Origin of the sequence: Streptomyces sp. NPDC046977, from assembly GCF_040644455.1 — a bacterium.
GTDB lineage: Bacteria > Actinomycetota > Actinomycetes > Streptomycetales > Streptomycetaceae > Actinacidiphila.
The window spans coordinates 202,660-221,056 of the sequence record NZ_JBEYWO010000004.1 but is presented as its reverse complement, the minus strand read 5'-3'; the positions used below and the strand labels follow the sequence as shown (position 1 = coordinate 221,056).

The following is an 18,397-nucleotide window of genomic DNA, read 5'->3' as shown; positions in this document are numbered from 1 at the left end:
AAACAACCGTCGGACCACCGGACACAACCATTGGTTGTGACCTTAGGGTGTCGGCATGGACCTCGACACCGTACGGACCTTCGTCGCCGTCGCCGAGGCGGGGCAGTTCCAGGAGGCCGCCGCCGGGCTCGCGGTCACCCAGCAGGCCGTCTCCAAGCGCGTCGCCGCGCTGGAACGCGACCTCGGCGTACGGCTGTTCACCCGTACCCCGCGCGGTGCCGAGCTCACCATCGACGGGCAGGCGTTCCTGCCCCACGCACGCGAACTGCTGCGCGTCGCCGAGCGCGCGGCCTCGTCCGTGCGCACCGGCCGCCGCCCGCTGCGCGTCGACATCCTCGCCTCGCGCGGCGCGGCGTCGGGCCTGATGCGCGGCTTCCACCGCGCACGGCCCGAGATCGAGCTCGACGTGGTGATGCTGTCCGACATCGACAGGGCGGTCGCCGCCGTCCGGTCCGGCGAGATCGACGCCTCCTTCCGCGCCGTCGCCGCGCCCGGCAGGCCGCTTCCCGAGGACATCGCGTCCGTGCGGGTGCACGACGAGCCCCTGGAACTGCTGACCGGCCCCGGCCACGCGCTCGCGGACATGACGTCGGTGACGGTCCATCAGCTCGTCGGGCACCGCATCTGGATGCCCGGCATCGTCCCCGGGAGCGAGTGGGCCGCCTACTACGACGCCCTCGTGGCCGAGTTCGGCCTCACCATCGAGACGACCGGCCCCAACTTCGGCTCCGACGCGCTGCTGGACACCGTCGCCGGCACCCCGGCACTGGCCACCTTCATCGGCGCGGGCATGCTCCCCCAGTCACCCACCGGAGGCGACCCCATCGGCTGGCCCGCCGGCCACGGCCTGCGCCGCCTCCCGGTGACCGACCCGACGCCCGTCTACCCGCACTCGCTCCTCTGGCACCGCGACAACCCCCACCCGGCGCTGGACACCCTCCGCGCCCATCTGGACACCCCCGCGGGCCACGACGCCGCCGGAACCTGGCGGCCGGACTGGGTGCTTCCGCGCTGAACGCCAACGCGGTCACGCGTCGCCTTGGAGGAACGCGTCGACCCGGACGTCCAGCCAGGCGAGGCACCCCCAGGTGAGCACGGTCAGTACGGCCAGCGCGGCCGCGGCCGCCCCGCCCGACACCGCGGTCCGCGCACGCGCACCGGCCCGTCGCCGGAGCACACCACTGACCACCGCCCACACCGCGAGCGTGACCGCGGGTACCCCGACCAGCATGAGCGGCAGTTCCACATACAGCAGGCTCCAGTCCCGTTGGCCTTCGAAACCCCCCTGAAGAGCCGGCCGGGCACCCCGCAGCCACGCCCCGAACCCGACACACGCACTGGCGGCCGCCACGAGGCAGCCCACGGCACCCATGGGTTCTCTTCGCTCTCTCATGCCCCCACCGACGCACACTTCCCAACGCGCAGTTCCCGCGCCGCGACGCCGACTTGCGCACCGCGGTGAAATGCCCGGCCGGCATGGCGCGAGGTGCCGGGCGGCAGGCGAGGCGGAAGATCGCGAATCCCGCTCCCGCCACGGCGTCACGGGCTAGGGTCGCGGCTATGGCCGAGACCGACGCCCTCAGTGCCACCCGCGAGGCCTACGACGCGGTCGCCGCGCTGTACGCGGAACGGTTCCGCGACGAGCTGCGCAACAGGCCCTTGGACCGCGCCGCCTTGAGCGCCTTCGCCGAGACCGTGCGCGCGAGCGGCGACGGCCAGGTCGCCGATCTGGGGTGCGGTCCCGGCCATGTCACGGCCCACCTGCACGCATCGGGCCTGCCGGTGTTCGGCGTCGACGCCTCCACCGCGATGGTCGCGTCGGCGCGCCGCTCCTATCCGGACCTGCGGTTCGACGTGGGGTCGATGACCGCCCTGGACATCGGCGACGGCGCACTGGGCGGCGTGCTCTCACGGTGGTCCGTCATCCACACCCCGCCGCACGAACTCCCTCCTGTCCTGGCGGAGTTCCACCGCGTGCTGGCACCGGGCGGTCATCTGCTGCTGGGTTTCTCGGCCAGCGAGGACGCGGCCCACCCGACGCAGGTCTTCGACCACGCGGTCGCGCCGGCCTATCGGTGGTGGCCCGATCACCTGGCGGCGATGCTGCGCCGGTCCGGACTGGCCGAGGTGGCCCGGATCGTCCGTGAGCCGCAGCCGGCCGATCTTCGGCAGTTCCGCGAAGTCCACCTGCTCGCCCGCAAGGCCCCGACACGGCCCGCCTGACCGGCGGCGGGACCGCGGGCCTGGTGCGTTGCCGTTTCGCGACCGTACGGGCTCGGGGCGGTCTCATTCGGGTCGCAGGCTGGAGGTCCTGTCCATCCAAGGGCCCCGTGACGCGCGCTGATTCGGCGGCAGCAGCACGTTCTGCGTGCGAGCGGACCCCATGAACGAATCGATCGTACGGTTGTCCGATGCATGAACCGCATACGCGCCATGCCGCCCTCCCCAGCCGGCAGCGGCGTCGCAGACACACCACGCTGGGCGCGGCGATGATCGTCGTGGTGGCCGCGGCGACGGCGTACCTGGTGTCGAGGCCCGGCGAAGCCCCTACCGGCGACGCCGCTCCGCCGCAACTCAAGTCCTCGGCGCTCCCCCGAACTTCCGCCACCACACCCCCCGCCCGCCACCGCGAACCCGGCACGGTCACCCTCGCCTTCGCCGGCGACGTCCACTTCACGCAGCGCACGGCGGTACGGCTGGATGCCGACCCCGCCCTCGGCCCGCTGTCCCCCGTGCTGTCGGCCGCGGACTTCGCCATGGTCAACCTGGAGTCGGCGATCACCACCCGCGGGACGCCGGAGCCCAAGCTCTACCACTTCAGGACACCGCCGCGGGCGCTGGACGCGCTGCGCCGCTCGGGCGTCGACGCGGTCACCATGGCCAACAACCACGCGGTCGACTACGGCCCCGAGGGGCTGGCCGACACCCTCTCCGCCGCACACGACTCGCCGATCCCCGTGCTGGGCATCGGCGCGAACGACACCGAGGCCTACCGGCCGTACGTCACCGAGGTCAACGGTGTCCGCCTGGCCGTGCTCGCCGCGAGCCAGATCCAGGACCTCACGAACGCCACGTTCCGTGCGGGGCCGAACCGCCCCGGGATCGCCTCGGCTCTGGACCGGTCACGGCTCGTGAGCGCGGTCCGCGCGGCACGGGCACGCGCCGATGTCGTCGTGGTCTACCTGCACTGGGGCACCGAGGGGCAGAGCTGCCCCGGGCCCGAACAGCGCTCCATCGCCGCCGACTTGTCCGCCGCGGGCGCCACCGCGGTGGTCGGCACCCATGCCCACGTCATGCTCGGCTCCGGCATGCTCGGGCCGACCTACGTGGCCTACGGCCTCGGCAACTTCCTCTGGTACGGCTCCTCTCCGTACCCGCACTCGGACGAGACCGGCGTGACGACCCTCACGGTGACGCACGGCTCGGTCACGGCCGCCGACTTCGCCCCCGCGCTCGTGGACGGCCACGGCGTACCGGAACCGCGGACGGGCGCCGCGGCGCGGAGCATCAGCGACCGCTACGAGCAGCTGCGGCAGTGCACGGGACTGACGCCGGCTCCCCGGCAGCAGGGCCGTTGACGGCCCTCAGCCCCCGGTCCCGGTCCCGGTCCTGATCAGCGGCGCGTCCCGCGTGAACGGACGGAATCCGACGCCGTAGTACAGCTCACGCGCCTGGGGACGGCCCGCCGCGCCCAGGCAGGCCACCGTCATATGGGTGGCCCCGGCCGCCCGCGCCAGACGCATCCCGTGCAGCAGCATCGCCCGCGCCAGGCCCCGCCGCCGGTAACCGGGGTGCGTCCCGACCGGCTCGAACTCGGCGGTCCTGTTCGCCTCGTCGAGCCACATGATCGTCGAGGACGCCATCGTCCCGTCCGCGGCCTCCACCAGGAGGTGCAGGTCGCCGCGGTACGACGCCGTCCGCCGGACGCCTTCGTAGCCCTCGGCGCCGTACGTCGAGGGGGCCCAGGCGTCCACATGGGCCTGGACCGCGGCGTCCGGCCCGGCCTCCTCGGCGGTGCGGAACCGGAATCCGTCCGGCAGCACGGGCTGCTCCACCTGGTCGAGGTCCCGCTCGTTGAGCTGGGTCCAGGACCCGGCGTCGCCGAGCGCGGCCGGGTCGGTCACGTAGCCGTGCGCGGCCCATCGCCCCAGGGCGAACTCGTCGGCCGCGCTCGGCATCACCGTGCGCTCGATGTCGCCCGCCGTGGCGTCGTACCAGTCGATCACCTCGTCGACCAGGCCCGCGTGGCCGGGATGGACCTGGTACGACAGATAGGCGTCGGTGATGTCCCTGACCGACCCGTCGCTCCGCCGCACTTGGCGCGGGAGACGGGCCCAGCCCCACGCCACCAGGTCCCCGCCGGAGAACCACAGCCGGCACGGCCAGCTCGCGCCCTCCGTGCGGTGCCCCTTGCCCCAGTTCCAGGCCAGCTCGCCGAAGGTGGCGTCGCTGTTCACCAGGTCCGGGCGCACGGCCGTGACATGCTGTGCCAGAGCCTGCATGCGCTGCACGTCCGCGGCGGTCACCAGCTGCGAGTTCGCCATGGTGCGCCACTGTGCCAGCACGCCGCGGAGCCGTCGATCCGTTTTCCGGTCCCGCCGGTCAGCGCATTGACGCGCCGGGGGTCCCCTCGCCGAACGAGGTGCGGGCGAACCAGGTCCGCGTCTCGTCCGCGGACAGGACGCGGGTCAGCTCGGCCGTGCCCGGGAGCAGCGGGAAGAACCGATCGGCGTTCCAACTGCGCTGGTACATCGGCTCGTCCAGGACGAGCAGGCGTCGCCCCTCCACCACGGGGACGTCGTCGGGCAGCCCCTCGTTCCAGATCCGCTCACCGTCCGGGGCGAGGAGTTCGAAGGCACCGGTCGCGGCGGTCTCGGTGCGTCCTCGGGCGGGCCGGGGGTCCGTGGCGAGGCGGACACTCTCCGCCGAAGGCGCCGTGCCCGGCACGTGGCCGCCGCCTATGAGGACATGGGCGAGCAGCGTGTGCAACTGGAAGTTGTCCCCGATGCCGCCGATACGCACCTCGAAGCCGGTCCCGGTGGGCTTGTGCAGCACCAGCAGGGGCTCGTCGTCCAGGACCGCGAGCGCGTACACCAGGCACTTCAGGTCGTGGCATTCCAGGGCCGCGAGTTCGCGCCCGGCCGGGAGCAGCGCGGCCGCGTGCAGGCGGCGCATCTCGGCGCTGCGGCACAGCACGGCCAGCGCGGGCGGCTGCCACTCCTCGACCGAGCACCAGGCCAGTGCCAGCCGCGCGGCCTCGTGCGGGTCGCCGTCCAGGCGGGCCAGGAGGGCGTCGTCGATGATCTTCTGGTCCGGCTCGGGCAGTTCGTCGCCGGTCGCGCCGGTGGCGGTCCAGCGGCGGGCGAACTCCAGGGCGTCGCGCAGGTCCTGGTGGACACCGCCGAGGATCGGCTCCGCACAGGCCGCCGGATCGGCCCCGCTCTCGACGCAGAATCCGGCCGCCATCGCCAGCATCGGACGCGGGCCGGTGGGCGGGAAGGCTGGCAGCAGCGCGGCCAACCGGGGCCCGGCAAGGACGCGTTCGGCTTCCTGGGACGACTGGAGAGTGTTGATCGTGGCTATGAAGGCCCGCTCGGTGCGGGCACCGTCGCGGGCCGCCACGCCCTGCTCGAGCTCGGACACGACAGCGGCGAGGCCGGGGGCCTCCTGCTTCCTCTTGAAGATCACCGGAACACCCTGGCGACGGGCGCTGACAACCGCCGCTCAACCGTCGAGCGGCCACCTCCTGCACGCAAGTGACCGCTCGACGTGCGCCCGGCAGCGGCGTCGGTCAGTGGTGGTGACCGGAGCGGCCGAGGGTCTCCACGGGGGTCGCGCCCGGCCTCGACCACTGCGGCACCGGGCGGCTGGTCGGGCCCCAAGTGGCCTTCCCCTCCGCGTCCGAGCGCCAGTACCAGCACGCGGCGAGCCCCGCGGGCCGGCCCTCGGGGTTGTCCTCCCACGCCTCGCCACGGCCGTACGGCGTCATGTCGAGCAATCCGAAGGACCCGTTGACCGGCTCGTTGCCGCGGCCCGTCGTGGAGTACGTGAGGAACACCCGGTCGCCGTCGCGCAGGAAGCTGGTCAGATAGCCCATGGGACCCCCGATCGGCGCATCCACGCCGCGCACCGAGTACCAGGGCTGGGTGTAGCCCATGAAGTCGACGTAGGGCGCCACTTCCTCCCAGCGGCCGGTGGTGAGGATCGCGAACGAGACGCCGCGCGCGTTGAGGTAGACGGCGTCCTTCAGGTGCCAGGCCGTGGTGGTGCAGCCCTCGCACTGCCCCTGGTGCGGCGCGCCGTCGTGCCACATGTGCTTGTAGACCACGAGCTCGTCGCGCCCCTCGAAAAGGTCCAGGAACGCCACCGGGCCGTCCGCTCCGACGACCTCGGCCGTCCCGTCGAACTCCACCATCGGCAGTGCCCGGCGGGCCGCGGCGATCGCGTCGCCCTCGCGCGTGTGGGCCTTCTCGCGGACGAGCAGTGCGTCACGCGCCGCCTGCCAGGTCGCCAGGTCGACGACCGGCGGCCGGCCGGGAAGCGCGGTGGCCGGGTCACTCGGCGTGGTCGTCATGGTGTCCTCCGTGGTGTGTGGTGCGGCGGCGTCCTGTGCCGGTCACCACAACAGACTCCCGCCGAGGCCGGAACTCATCGGGCCGGGCACGGGGGATCGAATCCGGGCGCGGCCTTCGAGGCACGCCCCGTCCAGTCGTGCGCGGACGAGCGCAGCAGCGCGGGACGTCATCGCTCAGGCGGGTGGTGTCCCCCAATCGAACGAGTTTGAGAACCGCGCGCCGGGACCCGCGCCCCCGAGCCTCCCCACTGGAACATACGTTCAGTAACTGCCTCCGGGAGCGGCCGTAACGGGACCCGATCCGGCGCGTTTTTGGAGCACCAGTGCCACATCGCCGCCCAGATGGAGGACGCCATGCATCCCGTACCCGCCCCCGCGTCTCAGCCCTCCGGATTCGAACAGCGGCGGCGGCCCGTCGCGGGCGCGCCCACCCTCGCGGCGGCAGGACCTGATGCGGGGTGGGCGGCATGAACGAGCCCGCGGAGCCGGCGGCCGGCCGCGTCCCGGAGCCGCGGACCGACCCGCACCCCCTGCCGCCCCCTCCGGCGACGGCCGGGGGCCCGCAGGACGGCGACCGCGACGGCGACATGACCGAGGACATGGAGGAGGCCTACTGGTCGGTCCACGACGGCGCCGCCGCCAGTGCCAGCGTGCGCCAGGTCCTCGTCCGCCTGCCGAAGATCACCGCGCTGATCGGGCGGCTCGCCTGGCAGGCCGACCGCGCCGCCACCACGACCGTCGTCGTCTGCCAGCTCGCGTCCGCCGCCATGAGCGCCTTCGGCCTGCTCGCCTCGGTCGCCGTCCTGCACCACCTGTTCGCCGAGGGCCCCACCCCCGACCGGGTGCGCGCCGCCCTCCCGCAGATCCTGCTCGTGGTCGGCTTCCTCGCCACCCGTGCGCTGCTGGAGGCGGCGGTCGCGACCGCCCAGGCCCGCGTGACCCCCAAGATCCGCACCGCGCTCGAGTGCGACTTCCTCCGGCTGACCGCGCACGTGCGGCTGGAGGCCGTCGAGGACGCCGACTGGCACGACGAGGTCCACCGGGCGAACGACCGCGGCCTGTTCTACGCCCGCCAGATCGTCGGCCAGGTCGTCTCCCTCGCCTCCGCCGCCCTGGGCCTGGCCGGGACCGCCGGCGTGCTCAGCGTCCTGCACCCCGTGCTGCTGCCCCTGCTCCTGCTGTCCGTCCTGCCGGTCGGCGCAGCCGCCGTCCGCAGCGCCCGCGCCCGCTTCCACTCCTTCAAGCGCTGGAACGCCCTGCAACGCCGGATCAGGGTGTTCTCCTGGCTGCTGCTCGACGTGGAGGCGGCGGCGGAACTGCGCTCGGACACCGCACAAGGCGCGCTCCTGGACGAGCACTTGAGGCTGACCGAGAAGATCGCGGAGGAGGACACCCGGCTGGGGGTGCACTCCGCGCTGCTCAACCTGGCGGGCCGTTCCGTGGGCGGTCTGGGCACCGGCATCACCTACACCGCCCTCGCCGCGATGCTGATCGCCGGATGGCTGCCCCTGGCGGCGGGCGCCGGCGCCGTCCTGGCCATCCAGGCCGGGCAGGCCTCCCTGATCCGGCTCGTCGAGGTCGCCCACCTCGTCTACGAGCAGGCCATGTGGGTCGACGACCTCCTCGCCGTCCAGGAACGATGCCGCCGGCTGCTGCCCCGCGAGGCCCGATTGGCCGCGCCGGACCGCGTGGAGACCATCGCCTTGCGGGACGTGCACTTCACCTACCCGGGCAAGACCGCGCCCGCCCTCAACGGCATCACCATGGCGCTGCGCGCCGGGGAGACCGTGGCGTTCGTCGGCCTCAACGGCTCGGGCAAGAGCACCTGCGCCAAACTCCTGGCCGGGCTGTACGAGGCGCACAGCGGCAGCGTGTGCTGGGACGGCGTCGACGTCCGCACGATGGACTCCCAGTCGCTGCACCGCCAAGTGGCCTGCGTCCTCCAGGACCCGGCCCGCTTCCCCTTCAGCGCCCTGGCCAACATCACCGTCTCCACCGGCGAGTTGACCACGGCCGACCCGCAGCGCGCCATGGACGCCTCCCGGGCCTCCGGCGCCGACACCGTCATCGCGGACCTGCCCCGCCAGTGGCAGACGCTGCTGTCCAAGCGGTTCAAGGGCGGCCAGGAGCTGTCCGGCGGGCAGTGGGCGAAGGTCGCGGTGGGCCGCGGCCTGTACAAGAAGGCGCCACTGCTGCTCCTCGACGAGCCCACGGCCAGCATGGACCCGCCGTCGGAACACGCCGTGTACGAGGCGGTGCTGCGCGGCCGGCTCCGCGACGACCAGATCACCGTGCTCATCTCGCACCGGCTGGCCAGCGTCGTCGACTGCGACCGCATCTACGTCTTCGACGCCGGCCGCATCGTCGAGTCCGGCTCCCACGACGACCTCATGGCCGTCGGCGGCGTCTACGCCGGCATGTTCACCCTGCAGGCCGGCGGCTACCAGCCCCGCACCGCCCAGGCGCGGACGGAGGGGGTGGCGCCGTGACGGCGGGAAGTTCCGCGCCCGTGCCGGGGTCGGCGGCTGCCACAGGGGCGGTACGCACCGGAGGAACCGCGGCCGCGTCGACCCGCGAGGCCCGATCGGTGGCACACACCCGGTCCCAGTGGTCCCAACACTACGACGACGGACGCGGATTCAGGTCGCTGGGCGACGAGGAGAAACACCTGCTCACCCGGCATGCCCCGGCGCCCGCGGCTGGTGGGCGGGCGCTGGACGTGGGCTGCGGCACCGGCGAACTCGCCGTGTTCCTGGCCTCCCTGGGCCACACCGTCGACGCGGCGGACTTCGCGGAGGGCGCCCTCGCCCGGGCCAGGGCGCAGCACGCCGACGTGGACGCGGTGCGCTGGCTGTGCCTCGACGTCGAGCACGACAGCCTGCACGGGCTGGCCGAGGACTACGACCTGATCACGATGCGGCTGGCCGTCGCCTTCATCCACGACCGGACCCGTGTGCTGCGCCGCCTGGCCGCGCGCCTGCGGAAGGGCGGCGCCCTCGTGGTCATGACCCCGGTCGCGGAACGGACCCCGGCCGAGCGGCGGCACATCGCTCTGGACGAGGACGAGTTGAGGCTGCTCACCGAAGGCTTCGAGGAGTCCGGGCGGTACGACACCGGGTCCTTGGCGGTGCTCGTACTGCGCGGTCCTCGTGCTTCGTTCACCGCGGTCGAGAAGGGACGGCCCGAGCCGCAGACGGTGTTCGGCGCCGCGACGGTGGTCACCGACGATGCCGGGCGGGTGCTCCTGGGGCGTTCCACCGGGGGAATGTGGGAACTGCCCGGGGGCCGGATCGAGACGCAGGAGTCAGCGACCGCTGCGGCCGTGCGGGAACTGGCCGAGGAGACGGGCCTTCTGGCGCGTGAGGAGAACGCGCGCCTGCTGACGTTTCTCCACGACGATGTGGCGGACGTGCGCCGCGTCACCGCCGTGGTCCGCGTGACCGGCTGGGAGGGCGCGCTCGCCCTGCCCGAACCGCACCGGTTCCTGCGCTGGGAATGGCACGACCTCCCCGCCCTTGCCGGGGTCGGCCCCCTTTTCGCCCCGTTGGCCCACGTCCTCGACGCGGTCTGGCCAGGGCTGCTGCCCGGGCTCCCGGCCGTCCGCTCGTACAGACTGGCCGGCGCTCCTCGGCCGGTGCCCTGGGAGCCATCCCGGGCCGCATGTCTGCGCGAGCGGATGGCGGACGCCGTCGGCTTTCTCTCCCGCCTCCCCGCCGACGCCCGGGACCGGATCCCGTGACCGGGCGCCGCACCATCCCCCTTCCTCCAGGAGGACACATGAGCGGAACCTGGCTGCCGCCGGTGCAGTACGTCGCCCAACTCCCCAAGGCCACCGTGTACGGCTGCTTCTTCATCACCGACGAGGAGGACCGGCCGATCCAGTTGCGTTCGGTCCGGAGCCCGACGACCTGGCAGTGGCCCGGCGGCAACATGGATCCGGGCGAGACGCCCTGGGAGTGCGCCGTCCGGGAGGGACTGGAGGAGACGGGCCTGGAGATCGCGCGGACACCGCGTCTGCTGGGCATCCATGTCCTGATGCCGCGTCCGGACTGGCCCGCCCACAAGATCGGCCTCATCTTCGACGGCGGCCGGCTCACCCCGGAGCAGATCGCCGGCATCGTGCTGGACCCGGCCGAGCACGTCGAGCTCCGTGTGCGGTCGTTGGAGGAGTGGCGGAGGGAGATGAACGACGCCGCTTTCCGGTACCTGGAGGCCGTCTTCCGGGCACGGCGCGACGGCATCCCCTGCTACCACGAGGAGCCCGAGGCCTGAGGCCCGCGCCGGCCGCGCGGCCCGATGCGCGGATCGCGGACAAGGGCCGCGCCCGCGGTCCCGGTGGGGGTCGCGGGCGCGGCAGCGAACCGGGCACCTGCTCCGCGGGCTACGTCCTGGCGGAGGGTCCGGCGGGGGATGCGTAGCGGGCGCCGCCCGGGGGCGGCGCCTCTGCCGAGGTCGGCACCGGTACGGACTGCTCCCCTACGGGCTGGCAACGCGGGCACAGTTCATGGCGGCCGAGGTCGGTGATGATGGTTCCCCATCCGCGACAGTGGGTGCAGTCGCGGGCCAGAGCGGGATCGGCGTGGGGAGCGGGGCTTGCCCCGTGGGTCATACGGCGCTTCCTCCGATGCGTCTCTTGTGTCGCCTTGCATCATGTGTACGTGATCCGCACCACACCCGCCAAATACGCGTTCGACGGCTTCGCGTCGATTCGTATCCGGTCGGCCGCGAGCGCAGCGCGGCGGCGCGGGAAGTCTGCCACGAACGACCGCCATTTGTCCGGGGGGCGGACGGCGCCGTGCGGACCGGCGACGCGCCGGACGGCACTCACCACAGGGCGACAACGGGAGATCCCGCAGGTGGCGCGGGAGGGAGGAAGGGCGGAGTACCCCGGCGCGCACCCGTGGTGGCCACGGGCGCGCGCCGGGGCGCGCACTCAGTGCGGCTTGGGCGCCGGCTCCAGGACGAAGACCGGGATCTCACGGTCGGTCTTCGTCTGGTACCCCGCGTAGTCGGGCCACGTCGCGATCGCGCGCTCCCACCACTCCGCCTTCTCCTGGCCGGTGACCTCCCGCGCCGTCATGTCCTGGCGCACCGGTCCGTCCTGGAGCTCGACCCGGGGGTCCGCCATCAGGTTGTGGTACCAGACCGGGTGCTTCGGGGCGCCGCCCTGGGACGCGACCACGGCGTAGCTCCCGTCGTGCTCCACGCGCATCAGCGGGGTCTTGCGGATCTTGCCGGACTTCGCGCCGAGCGACGTCAGGATGATCACAGGGCGGCCGCGGAGCGTCGTCCCCTCGGCACCTTCCGAACCCTCGTACAGCTCGACCTGATCACGGACCCACTGCTCCGGGCTCGGCTGGTACTCCCCGACCAAAGGCACGCCGTTCTCCAATCTCCGTGTGCAACTGTCCACGCACCAACACCGTGCGCCATCGCGCGCATTCCCGGCCGCACCAGCCGCCACACGCCGTTCACACCGTCCGTCAGCCGGACGGCGGGCGCGGCGGCCGGCGGCGGGCGCCTCAGCCCGCCGGGGCCGGGGCGGCGGGGCCGACCAGTTCCTCCAGGACGTCCTCCATGGTCACGTAGCCCAGGAGCGCCCCGTCCGCATCGGTCACGGCGGCGAGGTGCGTGCCGGCCGACCGCAGGGCGGAGAGGACGTCGTCCAGGGGCGTGGTGGACCGCAGCCGGATGACGGGCCGGAGCGCGGCGCGGGGGAAGGGGCGGTCGCGGTCGGTGACGCCGAGGGTGTCCTTGATGTGCAGGAAACCCAGGGCGTCCCCGTCGGGGCCGGTGACCGGCAGTCGCGAGTAACCGGAGGAGGCGGCCAGCCGCTCAAGGCCGTCCGGGGTGACCGCGGCATCGACGGTGACCATGCGGTCGGCGGGGACCAGGATGTCGCCGACCGGCCGCGTGCCCAGTTCCAGGGCGTCGCGGAGCCGTTCGGTGCCCGAGGCGTCGAGCAGCCCGGCGGCATTGGAGTCCTGCACCAGGCGGGCGAGTTCGTCGTCGGTGAAGGCGGCGTTGACCTCGTTGCGCGGCTCGACGCGCAGCATCCGCAGCAGCGTGTTGGCGAAGGCGTTGATGCCGAAGATCACCGGCCGCAGGGCACGGGTCAGGCCGACCAGCGGCGGCCCGAGGAGCAGCGCGGCGCGCTCGGGCGCGGCCAGCGCGATGTTCTTGGGAACCATCTCGCCGAAGAGCATGTGCAGGTACGTGGCCCCGGCGAGCGCGATGACGAACGCGATCGGGTGGACGAGCCCGTGCGGCACGTGTGCGGCCTCGAAGCCCGGCTCCAGCAGGTGGGCGATGGCCGGCTCGGCGACCGCGCCCAGCACCAGCGAGGAGACGGTGATGCCGAGCTGGGCCGTGGCCAGGAGCGCCGACAGGTGCTCCAGGCCCCACACGACGGTGCGGGCCCGCTTGTCACCGGCCTCGGCCCGGGGCTCGACCTGGCTGCGCCGCACCGAGATCAGGGCGAACTCGCCGCCCACGAAGAAGGCGTTGGTGAGCAGGGTCAGGGCGCCGATGGCGAGTTGCAGTACGGTCATCGCACGTCCTCCGGAATGCGCGCGACACGGACCCGCTCGGCCACGTGGTGGTCGACGCTCAGGACGCTGATGCGCCAGCCGTCGACCTCCGTCTGGTCGCCGCGGGCGGGTATGCGGCCGAGCGAGGTGGCCATCAGCCCGGCCACCGTCTCGTACGGTCCTTCTGCGACGGTCAGGCCGATCTCGGCCAGCTGGTCGATGCGGACGTTGCCGTCGGCCTCCCACGCGCCGTCGCCGGACGGCGCCAGGTCGGGGCATGCCTGCGGGTCGTGCTCGTCGCGGACGTCGCCCACGACCTCCTCCACGACGTCCTCCACGGTGACGACGCCGGCGGTGCCGCCGTACTCGTCGATGACCACCGCCATGGTGCGGCGGCTGCGCAGGCGTTCCAGGAGCCGGTCGACGGGCAGGCTGTCGGGCACCAGCAGCGGCGCGGTGGCCAGGGCCGTGACCGGGGTGCGGCCCCGCTCGGCGGCGGGGAGGGCGAGGACGTCGCGGATGTGCACGGTGCCGACGACCTCGTCGATGCTGTCCTGGTAGACCGGGAAGCGGGACAGGCCGGTGGCCAGGGTGAGGTTCGCGGCGTCGGCGGCCGTGGCACGCGCCTCCAGGGCACGGACGTCCACGCGCGGGGTCATGACGTTCTCCGCGGTCAGCTCGCTCAGGTGCAGGGTGCGCACGAACAGCTCCGCGGAGTCCGGCTCCAGCAGGCCCGCGGCCGCCGAGTGACGGGCCAGCGCCATCAGCTCGTCGGGGGTGCGGGCGGAGGCCAGTTCCTCGGCGGGTTCGAGACCGAAGCGGCGCACGAGGCGGTTGGCCGCCTCGTTCAGGTGCCGGATGAAGGGGCCGAAGACGGCGGTGAACCCGCGCTGCGGACCGGCCACGGCCTTGGCGACGGCCAGCGGGCGGGAGATCGCCCAGTTCTTCGGCACGAGCTCGCCGATCACCATCAGCACGATCGTGGACACGCCCACGCCGAGCACGGTCGCCAGTGAGGAGGCCGCGCCCGCGGGCAGGCCCACGACACGCAGCGGGCCGGTCAGCAGGACGGCGAGGGACGGCTCGGCGAGCATGCCGATGACCAGCGAGGTCACGGTGATGCCCAGTTGCGCGCCGGACAGCTGGAGGGTCAGCCGGCGTACCGCCTTGAGGGCGCCGCCGGCGCCGCGCTCACCGGCGGCCGCGGCCCGCTCCAGTTCGCCGCGTTCGACCGTGGTCAGGGAGAACTCCGCCGCGACGAACACCGCGCACGCCAGGGTCAGCAGCAGCGCCAGCAGCAGGAGGAGGACTTCGGTCACCGTGCCACCCCCGCTCCCCCGCCTCGGCGGATCTCAGGAGGGATGACACGGTCGGTACTGGGAGGGTGGTCCATCGCGGGAACCGCGGCTCCTTGTCGTGCTCGGAACGGTGACGTCTCCCCCAGGGTAAAGGACGAGCAAAGGTAGCCGGTAGGGGCTGCTTCCGGTTGCCGGCGGAGCACCGTTCACCCGTTCGCACCGCCCGGGAACTCCCCGGCCCGGCGGCGCAGTTCAGAAGTCGGCCCGCAGGGGGCCGACAGAACCACAGACGAAGGAGTGAACGCCGCGATGGTGTTCAAACGGCTGCTCGGGGCGCTCGGCGTCGGCGGGCCCTCGGTCGACACGGTCCTGAACGGGGGCCCGGTCATGCCCGGCGGCACGCTGTACGGGCAGGTCCACCTGGAGGGCGGCGACACGGACGCCGACATCCACGCCGTCGTGCTCGAACTGGTCGCCCGGGTGGAGGCCGAGGGCGGGCACGGGTACGGCTACGAGGACGAGGACGGCGAGCACGAGGGCGTCGTGGTCTTCGACCGGACGGTCGTCGGCGGCGGCTTCCGCCTGCCGGCCGGCGCACGGCACACCGTGCCGTTCTCCCTTCCGGTCCCGTGGGAGGCACCGGTCACCGAGTTGCACGGGCAGTCCCTCGGTATCGCGCTCGGCATCCGCACCGAACTGGAGGTGGCCGGCGCCCGTGACAAGGGCGACCTCGACCCGCTGAGCGTCGCGCCGCTCCCCGCCCAGGAAGCGATCCTGGAGGCCCTGGGACAGCTCGGCTTCGGCTTCACCTCGGCCGACCTGGAGATGGGGCATCTCCACGGCACGGGGCAGCGGCTGCCGTTCTACCAGGAGATCGAACTCACGCCGCCCGCACAGTACGCGCACGCGGTCAGCGAGATCGAACTGACCTTCCTGGCCCATCCGGCGGGAGTCGAGATCGTCCTGGAGGCCGACAAGCGCGGCGGCCTCTTCTCCGAGGGCCACGACCAGATCGGCCGTTTCTCCGTCGACCACGCGACCGTGCTCCAGGTCCACTGGACCGCGGAGGTCGACTCCTGGATCCGGCGGCTGGTCGAGCGCCGCGGCGGCTTCGGTGCCCCCGCGGCGCACGGTCACGACCACGGGTACGGACACGGCCACGGCCACCACGACGAGCACCACGGGTCCGGCATGGGCGTGGGCACCGCCGTCGCCGCGGGCGCCGCCGGGCTGGCGGCCGGTGCGGTCGGCGGCTACCTGCTCTCCGAGGCGGTCGACGAGTTCTTCGACGACGAGGACGAAGAAAACGAGGACAACGACGAGGCCGACGACAACGGCGACGACGAGGAGGACGAGGGCGGGGACGACGACTGGTCCTGAGGGGGACGCGAGAAGGGGGCGGGGGCCCGGGCCGCGCGGCCCCTGTGCGCCGTGTCGGGGAACGAAGGTCAGCGATGCGCCTTCGCACGGTCCAGGGCGGCGACGCCCACCGCGGCCAGCGCGATCTGGATGAGCCACTCGATCCAGTCCACGCCCTTGGTGTCCGCGACGCCCACGCCCGCCGCGATGGCCGAGCCGATCAGCGCCGCGACGATGCCGATGAGAATCGTCCAGATCACGCCGATGTGCTGACGTCCCGGGACCACCAGACGTCCCAGAATTCCGATGATCACGCCGATGATGATGGCACTGATGATGCCCGAGATCTCCATGGCCGCCTCCCTGTGAACAAGCTCGTCGCCCGTCATGTGCCCCCGATAGCCCCCCGCATGCCGCCCACTTCCTGTGGGCCTTCCGGGCGGCGGCAGGGGCGACACGGACGACGTCCCGCCCCGGCGGCGAAGGCGGTGCTGTGATCGGTCCGCTCAGTCCGATTTCAGCGTTCAGTTCCGCCGCACCGAGGAGCGCCATGGCCGCCGCAGCACAGGACTTCGCCGGGCTCGGCGGGGCGATCGACGTCCACGCCCACTACATCACCCCGTCCTACCGCAGGGCGCTGGTCGCCGCCGGGCACACGCGCCCCGACGGCATGCCCGCGATCCCCGAGTGGAGCCCGGAGAGCGCCCTGGCGTTGATGGACGCGACCGGTGTCGCGACCGCGATGCTGTCCGTCTCCTCCCCCGGTGTGTCGTTCGGGGACGCGGCCGCACGCGCGGCGCTGGCCCGTACGGTCAACACGGAGGGCGCGGCCGTCGCCGCGGAGCATCCCGGGAGGTTCGGACTGCTGGCGTCGCTTCCGCTGCCCGACGTCCGGGCCGCGCTGGCGGAACTGGGGTACGCGCTGGACGTCCTCGGCGCGGACGGCGTGATCCTGCTGACCAACTACTCCGGTGTATATCTCGGGGACGACGGCTTCGAGCCCTTGATGGCGGAGCTGGACCGGCGCGGGACCGTGGTGCTCCTGCACCCGACGTCCCCCGCCTGCGGCGAGCGGACCGCCCTCGGATTCCCGCGCCCGATGGTCGAGTTCCTCTTCGACTCGACCCGCGCGGTCGCCGAACTCGTCCTGCGGCGCGTGACGGAGCGGTACCCGCGCATCCGGTTCGTCGTGCCGCACGCGGGTGCGGCGCTTCCGGTCATGGCCGACCGGATCGCCGCGTTCGCGCGGATGTCCGGCACGGACGTCGACGTCCTGGCGGCGCTGCGCGGGCTGCACTACGACGTGGCGGGCGCCGCCCTGCCCCGCGCGCTGCCCGCGCTGCTCGCCCTCGTCGCCCCCGACAGGCTGCTGTACGGCAGCGACCACCCGTTCACCCCGGCACCCCTCGTCACGTCCCTGGCCGCCGCACTGGCCGCCACGGACGCACTCGACGCCGCCGGGAAGCACATGATGACCTCGGGCAACGCCCGCGCCCTGTTCGGACGTCCGGCCTGACGACCGGCCGCCGGCCCGTCGTCCCGGGCCCCGTCGGGGCGCGGGTCAGCGGAAGAGGCGCGGCGGGGTGGCGGTGCCGTGCACCCGCTTGGCGTGCTTCGCGTACAGCCGCGGCGCGAGGAACGGCAGGATCAGCCGGGCCGGGCCCGGAGCCTCGGCGAGGACCGCCTTGATCACCTCGGGGTCCCCCTCGTACATCGCCATGCCGAAGGCCAGCGGCAGCGCCTTCTTCGGCATCTCGCTCATGCCGTGCTCACCGAGCTGCCGCCACTCGGCCGCGGTGACGTACTTCTCGGCCAGGGGAAGGATCCGCTGCTCCTCCATCGACATGTGCTCCAGCAGCGCGTCCAGCAGCCGGTCGAACACCTCGGCCAGTTCGTTGCCGCCGCGCGCGGTGGACCGCCACTGCGGGAGCAGGCGGATCGCCTCGGCGTTCGCGGCCTCGATGGCGTGGTGCTGCTCCTCCATCACCGGGACGATGGCCTCGGCCTCCTCCCGGCCCCGCTCCTGGAGCAGCGGCCACAGGATCAGGTCCTCGCCGTCGTGGTGGAAGTGCAGGAGCCGGCAGACGAACTCGGCGTGGGCGCCGACGACTTCCGAGCGCTTGGTGTCGTTCGGCAGCACGTCCCGCACGAGCTGCGGGAGCAGGCCGAATTCACGACGGATCATGGTGTGCGCCATGTACATGTCTCGGACATCGGCCATGGGCTCGCTGCTGGTCCTGCTGGTCGCATTCACTGCTTCTCGGGCCTCCCTGTCTCTGTAGCGGGAACTGCACTGTCACACCATGCGGAGCCGCCGGTGCCGCCGCGTGGGCTGAAACCCGGCCCGTCACCGGCTCCTGGCCGCAAACCGCCCCGTCGCGGTTCGGCCGCAGTCGCGGCAAACAGTGTCAGATGTTGAATCATTTATCAAACATTGCGATCCGCGGGCAGCGCCCGGCCCCGGCCCGCCGGAACGGGGGAACGCCCCGCGCCAAGACCCCCGACAGGCTCAGCACAGGACGCTCCCGTATTCCCGGCATGGGTCTCCCCACAGATCCACACCGGGAGTCTTCCGCGCGGCCCGTCCCCAAGGGGGCACATCACGAGGTCACCGCCACAACGGTGGCGTGATTCCC

General features: G+C 73.0%; 17 protein-coding genes. 8 read left to right on the top strand and 9 right to left on the bottom strand.

The window, feature by feature from the left end; genetic code table 11:
* The first annotated feature begins 55 nt into the window (after positions 1–55).
* Positions 56–1,015, top strand: coding sequence for a LysR family transcriptional regulator (locus ABZ883_RS08420; protein WP_360903574.1), 960 nt, complete (start codon positions 56–58; stop codon positions 1,013–1,015).
* Positions 1,016–1,027: 12 nt separating this feature from the next.
* Here ABZ883_RS08420 and ABZ883_RS08415 read toward each other — a convergent pair whose 3' ends face one another.
* Positions 1,028–1,246 (bottom strand): hypothetical protein, encoded by a 219-nt coding sequence (locus ABZ883_RS08415; RefSeq protein WP_360903571.1) that lies wholly within the window; start codon positions 1,244–1,246, stop codon positions 1,028–1,030.
* A gap of 314 nt (positions 1,247–1,560) precedes the next feature.
* Here ABZ883_RS08415 and ABZ883_RS08410 point away from each other — a divergent pair, with 314 nt between their 5' ends.
* Positions 1,561–2,223: a methyltransferase domain-containing protein gene (locus ABZ883_RS08410; protein WP_360903568.1), complete on the top strand. Its 663-nt coding sequence runs from the start codon at positions 1,561–1,563 to the stop codon at positions 2,221–2,223.
* Between the two features lie 188 nt (positions 2,224–2,411).
* Entirely contained in the window at positions 2,412–3,578 is a 1,167-nt protein-coding gene (locus ABZ883_RS08405; RefSeq protein WP_360903565.1) for a CapA family protein, read from the top strand.
* Positions 3,579–3,584: 6 nt separating this feature from the next.
* Here ABZ883_RS08405 and ABZ883_RS08400 read toward each other — a convergent pair whose 3' ends face one another.
* The 3 genes from ABZ883_RS08400 to ABZ883_RS08390 form a co-directional block, all read right to left on the bottom strand.
* Entirely contained in the window at positions 3,585–4,544 is a 960-nt protein-coding gene (locus tag ABZ883_RS08400; RefSeq protein ID WP_360903562.1) for a GNAT family N-acetyltransferase, read from the bottom strand.
* 58 nt (positions 4,545–4,602) lie between these two features.
* Positions 4,603–5,688: a hypothetical protein gene (locus tag ABZ883_RS08395; RefSeq protein ID WP_360903559.1), complete on the bottom strand. Its 1,086-nt coding sequence runs from the start codon at positions 5,686–5,688 to the stop codon at positions 4,603–4,605.
* A gap of 103 nt (positions 5,689–5,791) precedes the next feature.
* Complete coding sequence (locus ABZ883_RS08390) at positions 5,792–6,574, bottom strand: DUF899 domain-containing protein (RefSeq protein WP_360903556.1); 783 nt, start codon at positions 6,572–6,574, stop codon at positions 5,792–5,794.
* 467 nt (positions 6,575–7,041) lie between these two features.
* On the opposite strand from ABZ883_RS08390, the gene ABZ883_RS08385 reads away from it, so the two are divergent.
* The 3 genes from ABZ883_RS08385 (at position 7,042) to ABZ883_RS08375 (ending at position 10,846) form a co-directional block, all read left to right on the top strand.
* Positions 7,042–9,063 carry an ABC transporter ATP-binding protein gene (locus ABZ883_RS08385; RefSeq protein ID WP_360903553.1) on the top strand — a complete coding sequence of 674 codons (2,022 nt, stop codon included), beginning with the start codon at positions 7,042–7,044 and terminating at the stop codon, positions 9,061–9,063.
* A 98-nt stretch (positions 9,064–9,161) separates the two neighbouring features.
* The gene (locus ABZ883_RS08380) at positions 9,162–10,313 is read left to right on the top strand and encodes an NUDIX domain-containing protein (RefSeq protein ID WP_360903550.1); all 1,152 of its coding nucleotides are present in this window, start codon (positions 9,162–9,164) and stop codon (positions 10,311–10,313) included.
* 38 nt (positions 10,314–10,351) lie between these two features.
* The gene (locus tag ABZ883_RS08375; RefSeq protein WP_360903547.1) at positions 10,352–10,846 is read left to right on the top strand and encodes an NUDIX hydrolase; all 495 of its coding nucleotides are present in this window, start codon (positions 10,352–10,354) and stop codon (positions 10,844–10,846) included.
* A 661-nt stretch (positions 10,847–11,507) separates the two neighbouring features.
* Here ABZ883_RS08375 and ABZ883_RS08370 read toward each other — a convergent pair.
* The 3 genes from ABZ883_RS08370 to ABZ883_RS08360 form a co-directional block, all read right to left on the bottom strand.
* Positions 11,508–11,954: a nitroreductase family deazaflavin-dependent oxidoreductase gene (locus ABZ883_RS08370; protein WP_360903544.1), complete on the bottom strand. Its 447-nt coding sequence runs from the start codon at positions 11,952–11,954 to the stop codon at positions 11,508–11,510.
* Positions 11,955–12,096: 142 nt separating this feature from the next.
* A complete protein-coding gene (locus ABZ883_RS08365; RefSeq protein ID WP_360903541.1) occupies positions 12,097–13,125 on the bottom strand; it encodes a hemolysin family protein in 1,029 nt (342 codons plus the stop codon).
* Positions 13,122–14,423, bottom strand: coding sequence for a hemolysin family protein (locus ABZ883_RS08360; RefSeq protein WP_360903538.1), 1,302 nt, complete (start codon positions 14,421–14,423; stop codon positions 13,122–13,124). Before ABZ883_RS08360 ends, ABZ883_RS08365 begins: the two co-directional genes overlap by 4 nt.
* Positions 14,424–14,711: 288 nt before the next feature.
* On the opposite strand from ABZ883_RS08360, the gene ABZ883_RS08355 reads away from it, so the two are divergent.
* Entirely contained in the window at positions 14,712–15,782 is a 1,071-nt protein-coding gene (locus ABZ883_RS08355) for a sporulation protein (protein ID WP_360903535.1), read from the top strand.
* Positions 15,783–15,850: 68 nt separating this feature from the next.
* Here the strand turns inward: ABZ883_RS08355 and ABZ883_RS08350 are convergent, their stop codons facing one another.
* Complete coding sequence (locus ABZ883_RS08350) at positions 15,851–16,114, bottom strand: GlsB/YeaQ/YmgE family stress response membrane protein (RefSeq protein WP_360904050.1); 264 nt, start codon at positions 16,112–16,114, stop codon at positions 15,851–15,853.
* Between the two features lie 197 nt (positions 16,115–16,311).
* Between ABZ883_RS08350 and ABZ883_RS08345 the strand changes: the two genes are divergently transcribed.
* Positions 16,312–17,277, top strand: a complete 966-nt coding sequence (locus tag ABZ883_RS08345; protein ID WP_360903532.1) for an amidohydrolase family protein — start codon at positions 16,312–16,314, stop codon at positions 17,275–17,277.
* 45 nt (positions 17,278–17,322) lie between these two features.
* On the opposite strand, the gene ABZ883_RS08340 is transcribed toward ABZ883_RS08345, so the two are convergent.
* Positions 17,323–17,982, bottom strand: a complete 660-nt coding sequence (locus ABZ883_RS08340; protein WP_360903529.1) for a hemerythrin domain-containing protein — start codon at positions 17,980–17,982, stop codon at positions 17,323–17,325.
* Positions 17,983–18,397: the final 415 nt, after the last annotated feature.

Coding starts and splice junctions, on each gene's coding strand:
- ABZ883_RS08365 (WP_360903541.1), bottom strand. CDS start 13,125: ATGACCGTACTGCAACTCGCCATCGGCGCCCTGACCCTGCTCACCAAC.
- ABZ883_RS08340 (WP_360903529.1), bottom strand. CDS start 17,982: ATGGCCGATGTCCGAGACATGTACATGGCGCACACCATGATCCGTCGT.
- ABZ883_RS08385 (WP_360903553.1), top strand. CDS start 7,042: ATGAACGAGCCCGCGGAGCCGGCGGCCGGCCGCGTCCCGGAGCCGCGG.
- ABZ883_RS08350 (WP_360904050.1), bottom strand. CDS start 16,114: ATGGAGATCTCGGGCATCATCAGTGCCATCATCATCGGCGTGATCATC.
- ABZ883_RS08410 (WP_360903568.1), top strand. CDS start 1,561: ATGGCCGAGACCGACGCCCTCAGTGCCACCCGCGAGGCCTACGACGCG.
- ABZ883_RS08345 (WP_360903532.1), top strand. CDS start 16,312: ATGGCCGCCGCAGCACAGGACTTCGCCGGGCTCGGCGGGGCGATCGAC.
- ABZ883_RS08375 (WP_360903547.1), top strand. CDS start 10,352: ATGAGCGGAACCTGGCTGCCGCCGGTGCAGTACGTCGCCCAACTCCCC.
- ABZ883_RS08420 (WP_360903574.1), top strand. CDS start 56: ATGGACCTCGACACCGTACGGACCTTCGTCGCCGTCGCCGAGGCGGGG.
- ABZ883_RS08390 (WP_360903556.1), bottom strand. CDS start 6,574: ATGACGACCACGCCGAGTGACCCGGCCACCGCGCTTCCCGGCCGGCCG.
- ABZ883_RS08400 (WP_360903562.1), bottom strand. CDS start 4,544: ATGGCGAACTCGCAGCTGGTGACCGCCGCGGACGTGCAGCGCATGCAG.
- ABZ883_RS08355 (WP_360903535.1), top strand. CDS start 14,712: ATGGTGTTCAAACGGCTGCTCGGGGCGCTCGGCGTCGGCGGGCCCTCG.
- ABZ883_RS08405 (WP_360903565.1), top strand. CDS start 2,412: ATGCATGAACCGCATACGCGCCATGCCGCCCTCCCCAGCCGGCAGCGG.